The organism is Pseudomonas sp., from assembly GCF_030690725.1.
Taxonomy (GTDB): Bacteria; Pseudomonadota; Gammaproteobacteria; order Pseudomonadales; family Pseudomonadaceae; genus Aquipseudomonas.
The window spans coordinates 1-16,136 of the sequence record NZ_JAUYGD010000039.1 but is presented as its reverse complement, the minus strand read 5'-3'; the positions used below and the strand labels follow the sequence as shown (position 1 = coordinate 16,136).

The 16,136-nt window shown below is 61.7% G+C and carries 18 protein-coding genes; 13 read left to right on the top strand and 5 right to left on the bottom strand.

Annotated elements, in window-relative coordinates; genetic code table 11:
• Nucleotides 1–9: 9 nt before the first annotated feature.
• The 6 genes from ssuE to Q8O69_RS10290 all read left to right on the top strand — a co-directional run bounded on the left by ssuE (nucleotide 10) and on the right by Q8O69_RS10290 (nucleotide 4,915).
• The gene (ssuE, locus tag Q8O69_RS10315; protein ID WP_305591843.1) at nucleotides 10–603 is read left to right on the top strand and encodes an NADPH-dependent FMN reductase; all 594 of its coding nucleotides are present in this window, start codon (nucleotides 10–12) and stop codon (nucleotides 601–603) included.
• A gap of 144 nt (nucleotides 604–747) precedes the next feature.
• Nucleotides 748–1,743 (top strand): sulfonate ABC transporter substrate-binding protein, encoded by a 996-nt coding sequence (locus tag Q8O69_RS10310; RefSeq protein ID WP_305591842.1) that lies wholly within the window; start codon nucleotides 748–750, stop codon nucleotides 1,741–1,743.
• Nucleotides 1,744–1,820: 77 nt separating this feature from the next.
• Nucleotides 1,821–2,969: an FMNH2-dependent alkanesulfonate monooxygenase gene (ssuD, locus tag Q8O69_RS10305; RefSeq protein ID WP_305591840.1), complete on the top strand. Its 1,149-nt coding sequence runs from the start codon at nucleotides 1,821–1,823 to the stop codon at nucleotides 2,967–2,969.
• Between the two features lie 102 nt (nucleotides 2,970–3,071).
• Nucleotides 3,072–3,866, top strand: a complete 795-nt coding sequence (gene ssuC, locus Q8O69_RS10300) for an aliphatic sulfonate ABC transporter permease SsuC (protein WP_305591838.1) — start codon at nucleotides 3,072–3,074, stop codon at nucleotides 3,864–3,866.
• Nucleotides 3,863–4,663 carry an aliphatic sulfonates ABC transporter ATP-binding protein gene (gene ssuB / locus Q8O69_RS10295; protein ID WP_305591836.1) on the top strand — a complete coding sequence of 267 codons (801 nt, stop codon included), beginning with the start codon at nucleotides 3,863–3,865 and terminating at the stop codon, nucleotides 4,661–4,663. Before ssuC ends, ssuB begins: the two co-directional genes overlap by 4 nt.
• A 36-nt stretch (nucleotides 4,664–4,699) precedes the next feature.
• Nucleotides 4,700–4,915, top strand: coding sequence for a molybdopterin-binding protein (locus Q8O69_RS10290; RefSeq protein ID WP_056842174.1), 216 nt, complete (start codon nucleotides 4,700–4,702; stop codon nucleotides 4,913–4,915).
• A gap of 125 nt (nucleotides 4,916–5,040) precedes the next feature.
• Here the strand turns inward: Q8O69_RS10290 and Q8O69_RS10285 are convergent, their stop codons facing one another.
• Nucleotides 5,041–5,958: a LysR family transcriptional regulator gene (locus Q8O69_RS10285; protein WP_305591833.1), complete on the bottom strand. Its 918-nt coding sequence runs from the start codon at nucleotides 5,956–5,958 to the stop codon at nucleotides 5,041–5,043.
• Between the two features lie 112 nt (nucleotides 5,959–6,070).
• Between Q8O69_RS10285 and betC the strand changes: the two genes are divergently transcribed.
• The 3 genes from betC (at nucleotide 6,071) to Q8O69_RS10270 (ending at nucleotide 10,200) form a co-directional block, all read left to right on the top strand.
• Entirely contained in the window at nucleotides 6,071–7,579 is a 1,509-nt protein-coding gene (gene betC, locus Q8O69_RS10280; RefSeq protein ID WP_305591831.1) for a choline-sulfatase, read from the top strand.
• A gap of 50 nt (nucleotides 7,580–7,629) precedes the next feature.
• Complete coding sequence (choX, locus tag Q8O69_RS10275; protein WP_305591829.1) at nucleotides 7,630–8,553, top strand: choline ABC transporter substrate-binding protein; 924 nt, start codon at nucleotides 7,630–7,632, stop codon at nucleotides 8,551–8,553.
• Nucleotides 8,554–8,634: 81 nt separating this feature from the next.
• Nucleotides 8,635–10,200 (top strand): SulP family inorganic anion transporter, encoded by a 1,566-nt coding sequence (locus Q8O69_RS10270; RefSeq protein WP_305591827.1) that lies wholly within the window; start codon nucleotides 8,635–8,637, stop codon nucleotides 10,198–10,200.
• A 110-nt stretch (nucleotides 10,201–10,310) separates the two neighbouring features.
• Here the strand turns inward: Q8O69_RS10270 and Q8O69_RS10265 are convergent, their stop codons facing one another.
• Both Q8O69_RS10265 and Q8O69_RS10260 read right to left on the bottom strand, forming a co-directional pair.
• Nucleotides 10,311–11,123: an OmpA family protein gene (locus tag Q8O69_RS10265; RefSeq protein WP_305591825.1), complete on the bottom strand. Its 813-nt coding sequence runs from the start codon at nucleotides 11,121–11,123 to the stop codon at nucleotides 10,311–10,313.
• Entirely contained in the window at nucleotides 11,120–11,524 is a 405-nt protein-coding gene (locus Q8O69_RS10260) for a DUF4398 domain-containing protein (protein ID WP_275963546.1), read from the bottom strand. Before Q8O69_RS10260 ends, Q8O69_RS10265 begins: the two co-directional genes overlap by 4 nt.
• Before the next feature lie 543 nt (nucleotides 11,525–12,067).
• On the opposite strand from Q8O69_RS10260, the gene Q8O69_RS10255 reads away from it, so the two are divergent.
• Entirely contained in the window at nucleotides 12,068–12,622 is a 555-nt protein-coding gene (locus Q8O69_RS10255; RefSeq protein ID WP_305591823.1) for a hypothetical protein, read from the top strand.
• Between the two features lie 10 nt (nucleotides 12,623–12,632).
• On the opposite strand, the gene Q8O69_RS10250 is transcribed toward Q8O69_RS10255, so the two are convergent.
• On the bottom strand, nucleotides 12,633–13,361 hold the full coding sequence (locus tag Q8O69_RS10250) for a serine protease (protein ID WP_305591821.1): 729 nt from the start codon (nucleotides 13,359–13,361) through the stop codon (nucleotides 12,633–12,635).
• A 251-nt stretch (nucleotides 13,362–13,612) separates the two neighbouring features.
• Between Q8O69_RS10250 and Q8O69_RS10245 the strand changes: the two genes are divergently transcribed.
• On the top strand, nucleotides 13,613–13,828 hold the full coding sequence (locus Q8O69_RS10245; protein ID WP_275963543.1) for a general stress protein CsbD: 216 nt from the start codon (nucleotides 13,613–13,615) through the stop codon (nucleotides 13,826–13,828).
• Between the two features lie 12 nt (nucleotides 13,829–13,840).
• Here the strand turns inward: Q8O69_RS10245 and Q8O69_RS10240 are convergent, their stop codons facing one another.
• Complete coding sequence (locus tag Q8O69_RS10240; protein WP_305591819.1) at nucleotides 13,841–14,413, bottom strand: hypothetical protein; 573 nt, start codon at nucleotides 14,411–14,413, stop codon at nucleotides 13,841–13,843.
• A gap of 306 nt (nucleotides 14,414–14,719) precedes the next feature.
• Between Q8O69_RS10240 and Q8O69_RS10235 the strand changes: the two genes are divergently transcribed.
• Both Q8O69_RS10235 and Q8O69_RS10230 read left to right on the top strand, forming a co-directional pair.
• Nucleotides 14,720–15,256, top strand: a complete 537-nt coding sequence (locus tag Q8O69_RS10235; RefSeq protein ID WP_305591914.1) for a DUF3087 domain-containing protein — start codon at nucleotides 14,720–14,722, stop codon at nucleotides 15,254–15,256.
• 39 nt (nucleotides 15,257–15,295) lie between these two features.
• A complete protein-coding gene (locus Q8O69_RS10230) occupies nucleotides 15,296–15,943 on the top strand; it encodes an N-methyl-D-aspartate receptor NMDAR2C subunit (RefSeq protein WP_305591817.1) in 648 nt (215 codons plus the stop codon).
• The last annotated feature ends 193 nt before the right edge of the window (nucleotides 15,944–16,136 follow it).

Below are 16,136 nucleotides of genomic sequence, written 5' to 3'. Positions count from 1 at the left end.
GGACTGAAGATGCTTGTCGTATCCCTGGGCGGCAGCCCGAGCCTGAAGTCACGCAGCAATATCCTGCTTGATCGCGCCAAACACTGGTTACAACTGCGCGGTGTTGAAGTGATCAGCTACCAGGTGCGTGATTTCAATGCCGAAGACCTGCTGTTTGCCAATTTCGGCAGCCCGGCCGTGCAGCAACTGATCGAACAGGTCAGCCGTGCCGACGGCGTGATAGTGGCAACCCCGGTGTACAAGGCGTCGTTTTCCGGCGCACTGAAGACCCTGCTCGATGTGCTGCCCGAGCGCGCGTTGAACCACAAGGTGGTGCTGCCCATCGCTACCGGTGGCAGCAGCGCACACATGCTGGCCGTGGACTACGCGCTCAAGCCGGTACTGGCGGCGCTGAAAGCCCAGGAAATGCTGCACGCCATCTTTGCTGACGACAGCCAGATTGCCTACGGCGAGAACGGCGCTGCTGCGCAACTGGCACCGGCCCTGGAACAGCGTTTTGATGATGCCTTACAGCACTTCCAGCAGGCCCTGGCCCGCCGTCCGGCACCGATTGATCCGGGTGTGCTGAATGATCGGTTGATCAACGCCCGCTGGAGTATTTGAACCAACGCGGGTTTCACCCGCCCTACGGATCGCTGATGCGTAGGGCGGGTGAAACCCGCGAGACACAGCAATACCCCACCTTACTCGCCCGCCAACGGGCAAGCAGGTCGCAACCCAATAACCCCAACAGCAAAGGAGAGCGCTATGCGCACTAGCACTTTGCGTCGGAGTCTGGTCGCCCTGTTTGCCGCGGCCATTTCTTTCGGCGCCATCACCCAAGCACAAGCTACTTCTCAGGATAAGAGCGTCTTGCGAATCGGCTATCAGAAATACGGCACCCTGGTACTGCTCAAAGCCAAGGGCACCCTGGAAAAACGCCTGGCCGACAAAGGCATCGAGGTTAAATGGACTGAGTTCCCCGGCGGCCCGCAGCTGCTCGAAGGGCTGAACGTCGGCTCGGTGGACTTCGGCACCACCGGCGAAACCCCACCGGTATTTGCCCAGGCCGCAGGCGCGGATCTGCTGTATGTCGCCTATGAGCCACCGGCACCGACCAGCGAAGCCATTCTGGTGCAGAAAGACTCGCCGCTGAAATCGGTCGCCGATCTTAAGGGCAAGAAAATCGCCCTGAACAAAGGCTCCAACGTGCACTACCTGCTGGTACGCGCCCTGGAAGACGCCGGTCTGAAATACAGCGACATTCAACCGGTGTACCTACCGCCCGCCGATGCCCGCGCCGCCTTCGAGCGTGGCAGCGTCGACGCCTGGGTCATCTGGGACCCCTTCCAGGCCGCCGCCGAGAACCAGCTGCAAGCACGCACCCTGCGTGATGGCCAAGGCCTGGTGAACAACCACCAGTTCTACCTGGCAACCAAGCCCTACGCCGAGAAAAACCCGGAAGTGGTTGAAGTGTTGATCGACGAAATTCGCGGCATTGGCGAATGGACCAAAAACAACAGCGCTGCAGCCACCGCCCAGGTCGCTCCACTGCTGGGTCTGTCGGCAGAAATCACCCGCGTCGCAGTCGAGCGCCAGAGCTACGGCGCGCAGTTGATCAGCCCAGAGGTCATCCAGGCCCAGCAGAAGATCGCGGACACCTTTACCGACCTGAAACTGATTCCCAAACGCCTGGTGATCAAGGACGTGATCTGGAACGCCCCGACTAAGGCGTCCCCGGCCAAGGTCGCAACAGCCCAATAACCATTCGCGACAGCTGCATCACCGTAGCCCGGAGCCATCCGGGCTACGCCCACGATTTCGTAAGAGGAGACCACTCCATGAGCTTGAATATTTTCTGGTTCCTGCCCACCCATGGCGACGGCAAATACCTGGGCACCGCCGAGGGCGCACGCGCCGTCGATCACGGTTACCTGCAGCAGATTGCCCAAGCAGCCGACCGCCTCGGTTTTGGTGGCGTACTGATTCCTACCGGGCGTTCCTGCGAGGACTCCTGGCTGGTGGCCGCATCGCTGATCCCGGTGACCCAGCGCCTGAAATTCCTCGTAGCCCTGCGCCCCGGGATCATTTCCCCAACGGTCGCCGCGCGTCAGGCAGCAACCCTTGATCGCCTGTCCAATGGCCGCGCGCTTTTCAACCTGGTGACCGGTGGCGACCCGGATGAGCTGGCCGGCGATGGCCTCAACCTGTCCCACGCCGAACGCTACGAAGCCTCGGTGGAATTCACCCGCATCTGGCGCCGCGTGCTGGAAGGTGAAGTGGTCGACTACGACGGCAAACATATTCAAGTCAAAGGCGCCAAACTGCTCTACCCACCTATTCAACAGCCGCGTCCGCCGCTGTATTTCGGCGGCTCGTCAGAAGCCGCGCAGGACCTGGCCGCCGAGCAGGTCGAGCTCTACCTGACCTGGGGCGAGCCACCGGCTGCAGTAGCCGAGAAAATCGCCCAGGTGCGCGAGAAGGCCGCCGCTCAAGGCCGTGAAGTGCGCTTCGGCATCCGCCTGCATGTGATCGTGCGCGAAACCAATGCCGAGGCCTGGGCTGCCGCCGACAAGCTGATCAGCCATGTCGACGACGACACCATCGCCAGCGCTCAAGCCTCCCTGGCGCGCTTCGACTCGGTTGGTCAGCAGCGTATGGCCGCCCTGCACGGCGGCAGCAAAGACAACCTGGAAGTGTCCCCCAACCTCTGGGCCGGGGTCGGCCTGGTGCGCGGCGGTGCCGGCACGGCACTGGTTGGCGATGGCCCGACCGTGGCCGCACGGGTCAAGGAATACGCCGAGTTGGGCATCGACACGTTCATCTTCTCCGGCTATCCGCACCTGGAAGAGTCTTACCGGGTTGCCGAGCTGCTGTTCCCGCACCTGGACGTCAATCGCCCAGAGGTACCCAGCGGGGCCAGCTATGTCAGCCCGTTTGGGGAAATGATCTCCAGCGACATTCTGCCCAAGGCGGCCTCGGCCAGTTGATGCAATGCCGTAGGAGCGGGCCATGCCCGCGAACCTTAGAAACATCGCGGGAATGGGACTAGGCGTGCCTCCCGCTCCTACAAAGACCTGATGGGGTTTGCAATGAGCAATACAGCCTTACACAACCTGGCCCTGCGCCTGGCCCCCTGGGCCTTGCCGGTGGCGTTGCTGACAGCCTGGCAACTGGCGGTGGTCAGCGGCCTGCTGTCTACGCGCATTCTGCCGGCACCGAGCGCAGTGATCAGCGCCGGTTGGGAGCTGCTGCGTAGCGGTGAAATCTGGACCCACCTGGCCATCAGCGGCTGGCGCGCCGGCATCGGTTTTGCCATCGGTGGCGGCCTCGGCTTGCTGCTGGGCTTCATCACCGGCCTGTCGAAATGGGGCGAGCGCTTTCTCGACAGTTCGGTGCAAATGATCCGCAACGTGCCGCACCTGGCGCTGATTCCGCTGGTGATCCTCTGGTTCGGCATCGACGAGAGCGCAAAGATCTTTCTGGTCGCCCTCGGCACGCTGTTCCCGATCTACCTGAACACCTACCACGGCATCCGTAACGTCGACCCGGCGCTGGTGGAAATGGCGCGCAGCTATGGCCTGTCCGGTTTCAGCCTGTTCCGTCAGGTAATCCTGCCCGGTGCCCTGCCCTCGATCCTGGTCGGCGTGCGTTTCGCCCTGGGCTTTATGTGGCTGACGCTGATCGTCGCGGAAACCATCTCCGCCAGCTCCGGCATCGGCTACCTGGCAATGAATGCCCGCGAATTCCTGCAAACCGACGTGGTGGTACTGGCCATTCTGCTCTACGCCGTGCTCGGCAAGCTGGCGGATGTGGCGGCGCGCACGCTTGAGCGCATCTGGCTGCGCTGGCACCCGGCCTACCAGACCAAGGGAGAGGGACAATGACTGCGCTGCACACCTTAAAACGTGGCCTGCCGCTGGCGATCAACGGCATTCACAAGGCCTTCGGCGAACGCGAAGTGCTGAAGAATGTTCAGCTGAATATTCCCGCCGGGCAGTTTGTCGCCGTCGTCGGTCGCAGCGGCTGCGGCAAGAGCACCCTGCTGCGCCTGTTGGCGGGTCTGGATGTGCCCACCCAGGGCGAACTGCAGGCCGGTAATGGCTCGCTGGCCGCCTCACGCGAAGACATTCGCCTGATGTTCCAGGACTCGCGTCTGCTGCCCTGGAAGCGAGTGATCGACAACGTCGGCCTGGGCCTGTCCGGCAACTGGCGACCGCAAGCGCAACAGGCGCTGGAAGCCGTCGGCCTGGCGGATCGCGCCAATGAATGGCCTGCCGCTTTATCTGGCGGACAGAAGCAGCGCGTAGCCCTGGCCCGTGCGCTGATCCACCAACCGCGCCTGCTACTGCTCGACGAGCCGCTCGGCGCACTGGATGCCCTGACCCGCATCGAAATGCAGCAACTGATCGAACGCCTGTGGCAACAGCATGGCTTCACCGTACTGCTGGTAACTCACGATGTCAGCGAAGCGGTGGCGATTGCCGACCGAGTGATCCTGATCGAGAACGGCCAGGTCGGCCTGGATATCAACGTCGACCTGCCCCGCCCGCGTCAACGCGCCTCGGCGCGCCTGGCGGCTGTTGAGGAACAGGTGCTTAACCGCGTGCTATCGCTACCGGAACTGCCACCGCAACCCGAACCCATTTCACCCTTGCCCACGCAGTTGCGCTGGGCGCTTTAACCCGCATGACCACTCTTAAAACCAAGGAGCATCACCATGACCATTAAAGCCATCAACGTACGCAACCAGTTCAAAGGCACCATCAAGGAAATCGTCCTGGGCGACGTACTCTCGGAAATCGACGTACAGACCGCCTCCGGCATCGTCACCTCGGTGATCACCACCCGCTCGGTAAAAGAGCTGGAACTGGGCGTGGGCAGCGAAGTGATTGCCTTCGTCAAATCCACTGAGGTGTCGATCGCCAAGCTGTGAGCAACAGTGAAGTGGGCGGGCTACCGCCCACACTCACATAGCCGCGCAGCCTGCCGAGCAGCGTCCGGGCATCAGCGTTGGGAACAGGGCTTTGCGTCCCTGTATCGCCTGAGGCCAAGCATCGGTTAAACCCCAGGCCCCTTGGCCAGTTCGGCCTGCAGCCAATCGACAAATACCTGGGTCAAACGCTGGCGACGTTTGCGCTCAGGCAGCACCAGGTAGTAGCCCATATCCGAATGCGCGACTTCATCGCCCACGCGGCACAGCAGGTTCTGCGTCAGCAGTTCATCAACCAGATGCCGCCAGCCGATGGCCACGCCCTGCCCGGCAATCGCCGCCTGAATCAGCAGGGTGTAGTTATCGAAGCGTAGGCTGCCTGGACTCGGCGTTTGCTGCAGGCCAAACGCGCGAAACAGCCCGGCCCAGTCGAACCAGCGCGAACGATTTTCCGGGCGCAGGTGCAGCAGCGGCAGGCTGGCCAGCGCAGTAGCCGGTAGCGGTAACTCACGACCCTTGAGCAGCTGCGGGCTGCACACCGGGAACACCTCTTCGCGAAACATCAGCTGCGCCTCGGCATGCTTGAAGCGCCCGTCGCCGAAGTTGATCGCCACATCGATTTCCGCCGGCAACGCACCCTGATCGCGCTCGCTGGTGATCAGGCTGACATCCACCTCCGGGTGCAGCTGATGGAAGCGCTGCAAGCGCGGCATCAACCAGTAGGCGGCAAAGGCAAAGTCGGTGGCCACCTGCAGCACCTCATGCTGCTGTTGCGCGGTGACCGCCAACAGACCGGCATCCAGGCTCTGCAGACCATCCTGCACATAGCGCAGCAATAGCTCGCCGGCATCGGTGAGGACGATACCGCGGTAAACCCGATCAAACAGGCGCGTGGCCAATTGCTGCTCCAGGCGTTTGATCTGCTGGCTGATCGCCGGCTGGCTGGTGCCCAGCTCACTGGCTGCGGCGGTAAAGCTCAGCTGACGGGCGGCGGACTCGAATACCCGCAGCACATCCAGCGACACGCCATCGATGCGTTCAAACATAAGCCCAGGTTATCCAATGCATCTACTGACGGCAGGTTTACCCAGCTTTTACTTAGCCGGATGATCAAGCCAGCACTGTCGCATAAATCTTTTATATGGAATACCGGCTGCCATGAAACGCCCTAACATCCTCTTTATCATGGCCGATCAGATGGCCGCGCCGATTCTGCCGCTGCACGATGCCGCCTCACCGATCCAGATGCCCAACCTGATGCGCCTGGCTAAAGATGCCGTGGTGTTCGATGCCGCCTATTGCAACAGTCCACTTTGCGCGCCCTCGCGCTTTACCCTGGTCAGCGGCCAGTTGCCCTCGAAGATCGGTGCCTACGACAACGCCGCCGACTTTCCCGCCGATGTACCGACCTACGCCCATTACCTGCGCCGCCTGGGCTACCGCACCGCGCTGTCGGGCAAGATGCATTTCTGCGGCCCGGACCAGTTGCATGGCTATGAAGAGCGCCTGACCAGCGACATCTACCCCGCCGATTACGGCTGGGCGGTGAACTGGGATGAGCCGGACGTGCGCGCCAGCTGGTACCACAACATGTCCTCGGTGCTGCAGGCCGGGCCGTGCGTGCGCACCAACCAGCTGGATTTCGATGAAGAGGTGGTGTTCAAGGCACAGCAGTATCTGTATGACCACGTGCGCCGCGACGGTGATCAGCCCTTCTGCCTGACCGTTTCCATGACTCACCCACATGACCCCTACACCATCCCGGCCGAGTTCTGGGACCTCTACCGCGACGAGGACATCCCGCTGCCGCGCCAGCACATCGATCAGGCCGAGCAGGACCCGCACTCGCAGCGCCTGATGAAAGTCATCGACCTGTGGGACAAGCCGCTGCCCGAGCAGAAGATCAAGGACGCCCGCCGCGCCTACTTCGGCGCCTGCAGCTACATCGACAGCAATATCGGCAAGCTGCTGAAAACCCTCAAGGACTGCAACCTGAGCGACAACACCATCATCGTGTTCTCCGGCGACCACGGCGACATGCTGGGTGAGCGTGGCCTCTGGTACAAAATGCATTGGTTTGAAATGGCCGCCCGAGTGCCGTTGCTGGTGCATGCACCCAAGCAGTTTGCTGCGCGCCGGGTAAGCCAGAACGTCTCCACCATGGACCTGCTGCCGACCCTGGTGGAACTGGCCGGCGGCACGCTGCAAAACGACCTGCCGCTGGATGGCCGCTCATTGCTGGCGCACCTCGAAGGTCGCCAGGGCCACGATGAAGTGATTGGCGAATATATGGCCGAAGGCAGCATCAGCCCGCTGATGATGATTCGCCAGGGCGAGTGGAAATTTATCTATTCGGAACACGACCCCCTGCTGCTGTTCAACCTGCGCCACGACCCGCAAGAGCGCGAAAACCTGGCAGAGTCCGCCGAGCACCAAAGCCGGCTGGCTGACTTTATCAACCAGGCCCAGGCGCGCTGGGACATGCAGGCGATTCATCAGGCCACCCTGGCCAGTCAGCGTCGCCGGCGTTTTGTTGCCAGCGCCCTGACCCACGGCCGCCTGACCAGTTGGGACCATCAACCCATGGTCGATGCCAGCCAGCAGTACATGCGCAACCACATTGATCTCGACGACCTCGAACGTCGCGCCCGTTTCCCGCAACCTTGATTGCAAGCCACTGCCGCGTTGAAAAACTAATAACTAAAGAGGACATTGCCATGCACAGATTCAGCACAGCACTTATCGGCGGCCTGTTACTGGCCGCCAGCAGCTACAGCTTCGCCGAAGACGCCAGTTGCGCCACGGTGAAACTGGGCGATCCGGGCTGGAGTGATATTGCCGTAACCAACGGCATCGCCAGTTTTCTGCTCGACGGCCTGGGCTACAAGGCGCAGCCGCAGACCCTGGCCGTGCCGATCATTTTTGCCGGGCTGCAGAAAGGTCAGGTGGATGTATTCCTCGGCAACTGGATGCCGGCGCAGCAGAGCAACTACGACAAGTTCGTCAGCACCGGCGAAGTCGAGCAGGTGGTGGAAAACCTCAGCGGCACCGAGTACACCCTGGCGGTGCCCACCTACGCCTACGAGGCTGGGGTGAAAACCTTTGCCGACCTCAACCAGCATGCCGACAAGTTCAGCCGCAAGATCTACGGCATCGGCTCCGGCGCACCGGCCAACGAATCCATCCAGAAGATGATTGCTGCCAACGAATTCGACCTCAAGGACTGGAGCCTGGTCGAATCCAGCGAGCAGGCCATGTTGGTGCAGGTCGGCCGCGCGGTGAAACGCGAGCAGTTTGTGGTGTTCCTGGGCTGGACCCCGCACCCGATGAACGTGCAGTACGACATGCGCTACCTCAAGGGCGGCGAGAAGTACTTCGGCGCCAGCGGCAGTGTTAACACCCTGGCCCGCAAAGGCTACGCCGCGCAGTGCCCGAATGTCGGCAAGCTGCTGAGCAACCTGAAATTCACCCAGGAGATGGAGAACGCCATCATGGATCAGGTGCTGAGCAAACAGGCCAGCAACGATGAGGCAATCAAGGCCTGGCTCAAGGCTAATCCGGCGGTGGTTGCCAGCTGGCTTGAGGGCGTTACCAGCCGCAGCGGCGGTGATGGTCTGGCGGCAGTTAACGGCAAGCTTTGAACCGGCTGGCTTGATTCCCTAAAGTAGACGGGCCGCTGCCCTGCAGCGGCTTTGTCCATCGTTTGCACAAGAAGCCCACGCATGCCACTGCTCCGCCTTCAGTCCCTACTGCCCTTTCTGCGCTGGCTGCCGCATTGCAGCAAACGCAGCCTCGGTAAAGACCTGCTGGTGGGGCTCAACGGCGCCATCCTCGCGCTGCCGCAGTCCATCGCCTATGCCCTGATCGCCGGGCTACCGCCGCAATACGGCTTGTACGCGGCCATCGTGCCGGTGCTGATCGCCTGCCTGTGGGGCTCCTCCAGTTTTCTGATCTGCGGCCCCACCGCCGCGATCTCCATCGTGCTGTTCAGCAGTGTCAGCCCGATGGCGACACCTGGCAGCGACCACTTTATTGCCCTGATTCTGCTGCTGACCCTGCTAGCCGGTGTGTGCCAATGGCTGCTCGGGTTGCTGCGCTTCGGCGCGCTGGTGAATTTCGTGTCGCATTCGGTGGTGCTCGGCTTCACCCTGGGCGCGGCATTGGTGATCGGCATCGGCCAGCTGCCCAACCTGCTCGGCCTGACGGTTACCAGCCAGGCCACGGCGCTGATGAGCCTGCTCAGCCTCGGCGAGCACCTGGCCGAGAGTGACTGGCGCACCCTGGCCGTCGCATTGTTCACCTTGAGCATCAGCCTGATAAGCAGGCGTTTGTGGCCGCGGGCGCCGGCCTTACTGATCGGCATTGTTGCTGCCAGCCTGCTGGTTATGGCCTGGCCTGAACAGCTGGGTGCAATCGCATTAGTCAGCCGTTTCGAAGGCAGCCTGCCGCCCTTCGCCCTGCTGGAGTTCAACCTCAGCCATATCCTGCAATTGCTGCCTGCCGCCGTGGCCTGCGGTTTGCTCGGCCTGGTCACCAGCCTGTCGATTGCCCGCGCCCTGGCGGATAAATCTCAGCAACTGTTCGATGCCAATCAGGAAGTCCGCGCCCAGGGCCTGTCGAATATCATCGGGCCCTGGTTCAGTGGCTCGCTGTCAGCCGGTTCCTTCACCCGCTCGGCGCTCAACCAGCAAGCCGGTGCCTGCTCGCCCATGGCCGGGGTGTTTGCCGCTCTGCTGGTGGCGTTGTTTGCCCTGTATGGCAGCCGCCTGTTCGCCTATGTGCCGATCCCGGCCATGGCGGCGAGCATTCTGCTGATCTGCTGGGGGCTGTTCGATATCAGCGCCGTCAAGGCCTTGAAGCGCGTGAGCCGTAGCGAATTTCTGGTGATGCTGCTGACCGTGCTGGCGACCCTGGTGCTGGAGCTGCAAAGCGCCATCTATGCTGGCGTGCTGGCTTCACTGATCGTCTACCTCAAGCGCACTTCGCAGCCGCGCGTACGCCAGTGGCAGGACGGCGAGCAGGAATGGTTGTGTATCGAGGGGTCGATCTTCTTCGGCGCCTGCCACTACCTGCAGCAACGCCTGCAACGCAGTTGCGCGCCCTGGGTGATGATCGATGCGCGGCATATCAACTTTATCGACTACGCCGGTATCACCATGCTGCACCAGGAAGCGCGCCGCCTGCACAGCCAGCAGCGCCATCTGGTGCTGCACCACGCACGGCCGCAGGTGGTCGATGAAATTCGCAAACTGGAAGGCGCAGAGCGCTGCCCGGTGCAGTTCGCCTAAACGCCTAAAGCGCCACCACATAGCGGGCGGCTGCGCAGATCGGAAGGGTTCCGACCTGCGTTGGCTGCTTTTTACAAGAGCAGTAAAAGCAGCAGATCAGCTAGCGAGCATCAGCGTTGCGAGGCCATGTCCTGGCTGATGATGATTTCCACCCGCCGATTCATCTGCCGACCTGAAGCCGATTCATTACCAGCAACCGGCATGCTCTCGCCTTTGCCTGATGCGCCCAGACGGGTTGGGGAAACACCCTGGCTGGTCAGGTAATGCATCACCGAATCGGCGCGGCGCTGCGACAGGCTCAGGTTCATTTCTTCGCTGCCGACGCTGTCGGTATGCCCTTCAATCAGCACCTGACGCTCAGGGTTCTGATTGAGGAAAGCCGCCAGTTTGCCCAGGTTATTCGCCGTGCCTGCACGCAACTCGGCACGCCCCGTAGCGAACAGCAGATCGCCCAGAGTCATAACCAGGCCACGCTCGGTTTGCTTGGCATTGAGTTCGTCAATCTGTTGCTGCAGCTTGCTGTTCTGCCGCTGCGCCTGATCGGCCTCGCGGGTGCGCGAATCCAGCCGTGCGCCTTCGCGCTGTTCGCTGAGAATCTTGCGCTGGTCTTCATAGAAGCGCGTTTGCGCCAGGGCCGTGGCGATTTCCACCTTGCGGTCGGCCATCACTACCAGATGCTGGCCCAGGGCCTGCTCCTCGGCCTGATCCTTGCGCGGTTGCTCGGCAACGATTACCGCATCTTCGGCGGCCTTGAGTGCTACTGGCGCGCGGGTGTTGAGCTGTGGATCGGCTTGCAAGCGGGTGAGCTTGCCGCGCACATCGGCGGCGCCTTGCGGCATGCTCGGTTGCGCAGCGCAACCGGCCAAGGCCAGGCTGATTGCGCTGACCAGCAGCAGGTGCTTGGCGTTATGAGCAAGGTTCATTGTTGAGCTCCCGTGTTGCGTTGCATTTCCTGTTTCAGGCTGTTGGTGCTTTTCTGCATTTCGTCATTGACCACCTTGGCCTTGGTCGCCTGCGACTTGGCCAGGGCCAGCTCGGCCTCAACCCGCGACTGATCGGCCAGACGCTCGGCCAGCAGCATCTCCTCACGCACTACCGCAGCATTGGCGGCGGTGAGTTTCTCCCGCGCAGTGCCCAGCTCCGGCGAGGCGTAATCCGCCACGCGCGCCTGTTCGGCATTGCTGATTGCCGACTCGGCAGCTTGCAGCGCCTGGCTAGGTGGCAGCGGTGGTGAAGCACAGGCGCTGAGCATCAGCAGCCCGGCGCAGAGGCCGGCAAAACGCAACGCAGCCATGCCATCAACGATGGATGAAGTCCTGTTCATAGGAATGTCCTCAAAAACAATTACGGATAAGCACGCCGCAGCGTTCGCCGCGTACGCGCCCAGGTGAGCTAAGCCACAGCGCTCTATCAGCGCGGCAGACAGCATTCTCGGGGGCCATGATCTAAGGCGCGGCGCTCTGCGCCAGGTTCATGGCAATCAGCAGGCTGCCCACGGCCAGCCCGGCATAAGCAATGGCAAATGCCAGCAAGAGCGGGCGGTAGTGAATTTTCATCACGCATCTCCAAAAGCCGTTTCAGGCGATACATGCGCAGGCAGGCCATAAGCAACCCAGGTAGCAGGTCGATCAGTCAGGCCGAACAGGTCATGCAGGCTGAGCTGCAGAGTTAACCGCTGCTCTTACGCCATGCATGCAGCTCGCAGAGAGAAGCTTCGCAGCGCGGCCCAGGCCTGTCGGTACGCTGGCGCGCATAAGCGGCGAAACAGCCACTTGCTATGCGTGCGCGGACGCACAGACACGCCCAACCGCGCTACTTAGGCTGCAAGTTCAGTTATCAACGACAGCTCACAATCAGGAGCAGCACGATGGACCTCTATCGCCACCACGTTTCGGGCTTCTTTAGCCAACGCAGCACCGCCGAACAGGCGCTGGCCCAGCTGCTGCAGCGCGGCATGCACAACGAGCAACTGCAAATAGTCGCCAGCAACGCCGATGCCCCGCCCGCTCCTGCACCGCAGGCGAAAAGCAACAAGGTGCTGAAGGACATGCTGGTGGATATCGCCATTGGTACCGGCATGGGCATCGGCATTGGCGCCTTGCTCGCGGTGGCGCTGATCGTCAGTGAAGTCAGCCTGTTCCACGCCAGCCCCATGCTTGCGCCCTTCTCCCTGATGGGCATGGGCGGCTTTATCGGCGGCTTTCTCGGCAGTGTGATCGGCGCCTCATCGGCCGCTGGCCAGCATCACGGACGCTTCGCCACGCTGGTGAGCAAGGCGATTACCCACGGTGATGTGGTGCTGGTGGCACAGACCCACAACGAGCAGGAAACCCGCATGGCCCGCGAGTTGATCAGGGCCACGTCCGGCCTGGTCAAGGACATCAACATGGCCCCGGCCCTCGAGCCGCAAACGCAACGTTGAGCCCAGGGCCTTATTGAGTCAGGGTCAGCAGAATATCGGCATACCAGGTGCAGTTGAGCCCCAGGGCCTCGTCCACTTCGACATCCCGACTACCCAGATCGAGCCGCGCCGAATGCACGCCCAGCAACACCCATGGCAACTCATCCGTCTCACTGTCCGCTATGCGCATAACCACTGGCGCGCCACTGGTGCCACGATGGGTGCGGGCATCGGTAAGAAAGTAGCCCTGGCCCTGAAAACGCAGGCCGAATGACGACGCCACCACGGCATGCCGCACCACCGCGATATGGTGCAGGGTGTCGTGAAAACCCAGGGGGAAACCCACCACCAGCAACGAGGTGCCGACCTCGACCGGGGTTTGTGGCTGCAGCAGGTGCTCCGGGGTAAAAGCGTGATAGACCATGCCCTCAGGCAGCGCCGCACGCTCGATCTCCAGCACCGCCACATCCACCTCACCGGCGCCATCGCAGCCCTGCCGCCAAAGGCTCTGGCCATCGCGATAGAGCGGCATGGAGAAGCCGGTGGTCTGCGCCACATTGTGCAGATCGGTGTGCACTTCGATCTCGATGCGATCAGGAAAATGCTGGCTCGGCTCATCGATCATCACGTGCCGACTGGTCACCAGAAACAGGCGTTCATCGCGGGCGAAGTAAAAACCGCTGGCGTTGGTCAACAGCTGCCCACCGGCAAAGGTACAGACGCGTGCGGCAGTCAGCAGCACAGGTTCGATCATCGACATTGCGGCATATCCTTGAGGGGCGAAAGGCGTCCAGAACAGGCCCATGTGGCTCTAAACAGAGCAATTGCCACGCCACATCAGCTACGGCGCGGCAAGCAGGCTAGCGGCGCCGTGCCATGGCGTCGGTACGCAAGCACGCATAAGCGCTGTAGCGCACCGACTGGCCAGGCCCGTTTTGACAGACTGCCCTGAGTACAACGCCGCTCTGACCGCGCAACCGGCCCAGACCGGCCACCTCGGGAGCACCGAACATGAGCAGACCCCTTGCCGAAATCATCCAGAAAAACTGGCGCAAACTGGCCGGCCTGGCCCTGATCGTCTGGGACGAGCTGACCCTGGATGAACTGATCAAATCCGAAGGCGATGAACAAAAACTGACCAACCTGGTGCAGCAGCGCTACGACATGCCCCGCGAGGACGCCAGCAAGCAGGTCATCAGCTTCTTCGAAAGACACCGCACCAGCTGACAGCGCGCCGCCTCACTTCAAGCGGTAGCGCGCCAACTCAGCCGGCGTCAGCACACGCATGCGCCGTGGCTCGGTGCTGTTGATTGCCTCCAGCAGCTCCGGTGGGATCTGCATTTCCTTGAAGTAAGCCGCCTGAGTCGCCCGGCTCGGCCCATAGGCGGACGCCGAATGCACCGAATCACTGCCCGCATAATATGGCCGGTGAATACCCACATAGCCGCGCACGGTTTTAGCGTGCCCCGCCGCCAGCAGGTACACGCAACTGCCCTGGCATACCCCGGTGGACGGCACCAGGGCATCGAAGCCGGTCTCACGCAACAAGCGCCCCATACGAATGGCCTCGGATACGCTGCCGCCGATGCTGTCGAGCATGACGATCTTCTTCGCGTACTTGCCCGGGTTAGCCTTGATGCCCTTGAGCAGCGCCTCGTAATCGCCCGGCGCAATATCCTCGGAGACCTTGGCGACGAGAATCCGCCCAAGGCTCTTATGCTGCCCGGCCTGCACCTCGACCTTGGCCAACGCGGCGCCCGCACACAGCGCTAGCGCGCAGAAAATCACAGCCTGAAACACAGTACGCCTCATAAACCCGGTAAATCCTTAAGCGATGCAGTCAACGGATGGGCGAAGATACCTGTTGCCGGGCAATCGCGCATAATTTGCAGCGTTTGGCAGGCCGTTGAAAAACGTAGGCGAGGCAGGCAAGACAAGGCAAAAACAGGCGAGGAAGCGGAGTTTACTGGTGTAAATGAGCATTCCGAGCCTGTTTTTAACGCAGTATTGCCAACGCAGGTAGTTTTTCAACGGTCTGCTAGCGCATGCCTCAGCAAACCCGCATGCCCTTAAGCAACGCCGCTACCACCCGCACAAGTGAGAATTACCGTGGCCCCGATGTTCGAAATCCAGCAGCGCACTCCTGAAACCTACCGCCAGCAAACCCGCCGCAGCACCCTGACCATCGCCGCAATCTTCGTCGCCCTGGCCATGCTGCTGTCGAGCAGCGCGGTGCTGCTGTTTGGCACACCGGGTGGCGACAACTTCCGCTGGAACCTCGGCGGGGTTATCGCCGCACTAGCGCTGACCGCAGTCCTGGTGCGCGTGGTGCTGTGGCCACAGCCCTTTATGGCCGCCGCCGTATACGGCTGGCGCCTGAAACGCAGCCTGATGCGCGTGACCAACCTGATGCACCACGTCAAAGCCGGTGTCGCCGCCCGCGACCCAGCCGCCATGCAACTGCTGCGCTTCTACCACCTGGGCCTGACCCAAATGCACCAACTGGACGGCAACACCAGCGCCCTCAGTGAAGCGGTGGCGGAAATCAATAAACACAAGGAGCGCATGGAAGAACTGGGTATGCAGACCGACCAGCCGCGACTCAATCCGGACTGGCTTGAGGCTGTGAAAAAGATCCAGCCCCTGCCCCACTAAAGTTGATATCGGTCGGCATGCGCTGCACGGAAGCACTTTTTGCTGAGACACATCATGAAGCCACTCATAAACCCACCACACGGCCGCCTCACTCACTCCTGGCAACGCGCATGGCACAACCTGAACCTGCCGGCACAAGTCGGTTTGTTCGAGCGCCTGCTGGCCGCGTATAACGAGCCGCATCGCCACTACCACACGCAACAACATCTCGCTGAATGCCTCGAGCATTTCGACGCGGCGCTCGCCCTTGCGGCCGAACCGGGTGAAGTGGAAATCGCCCTGTGGTTTCACGATGCAATCTACGCACTGCGCGGATCAGACAACGAACTGCGCAGCGCCGACTGGGCCGTGCAGGCATTGGCGGCAAGCGGAGCCACAACGCAGGTGCAGACGCGGGTTCACAGCCTGATAATGGCCACCCGCCACAACGCCACACCCAGCGACGCCGATCAGCAACTGCTCGTCGACATTGACCTGGCCATACTCGGCGCCGCCCCTGAGCGCTTTAACGAATACGACCGCCAGGTACGCGCGGAATACAGCTGGGTGCCTGGCCTGCTCTACCGCATCAAACGCAAGGCAGTGCTCAAGCACTTCCTCACACGCGACCACCTCTACAGCACAAGCCATTTTCGGGATCGATACGAGCTGCAGGCCAGGGCCAATCTGCAGGCGGCGATTGGATAAGCGCAAGCAAAGGGTTGCTTCATTACCCACAAACAAAAGGCCCTGAAACCTTTAAGGATGGTCTGAAGTAGCCATGTATTTCCCCGGCATACCACCTAGCGCAACTTTTAAACTCGCCAAATGATCAAAAAACAATCAATTCGACGAGTATTTCTTACGTTTTCGCCACCCGGACCCCACTCCGGTGGCCATT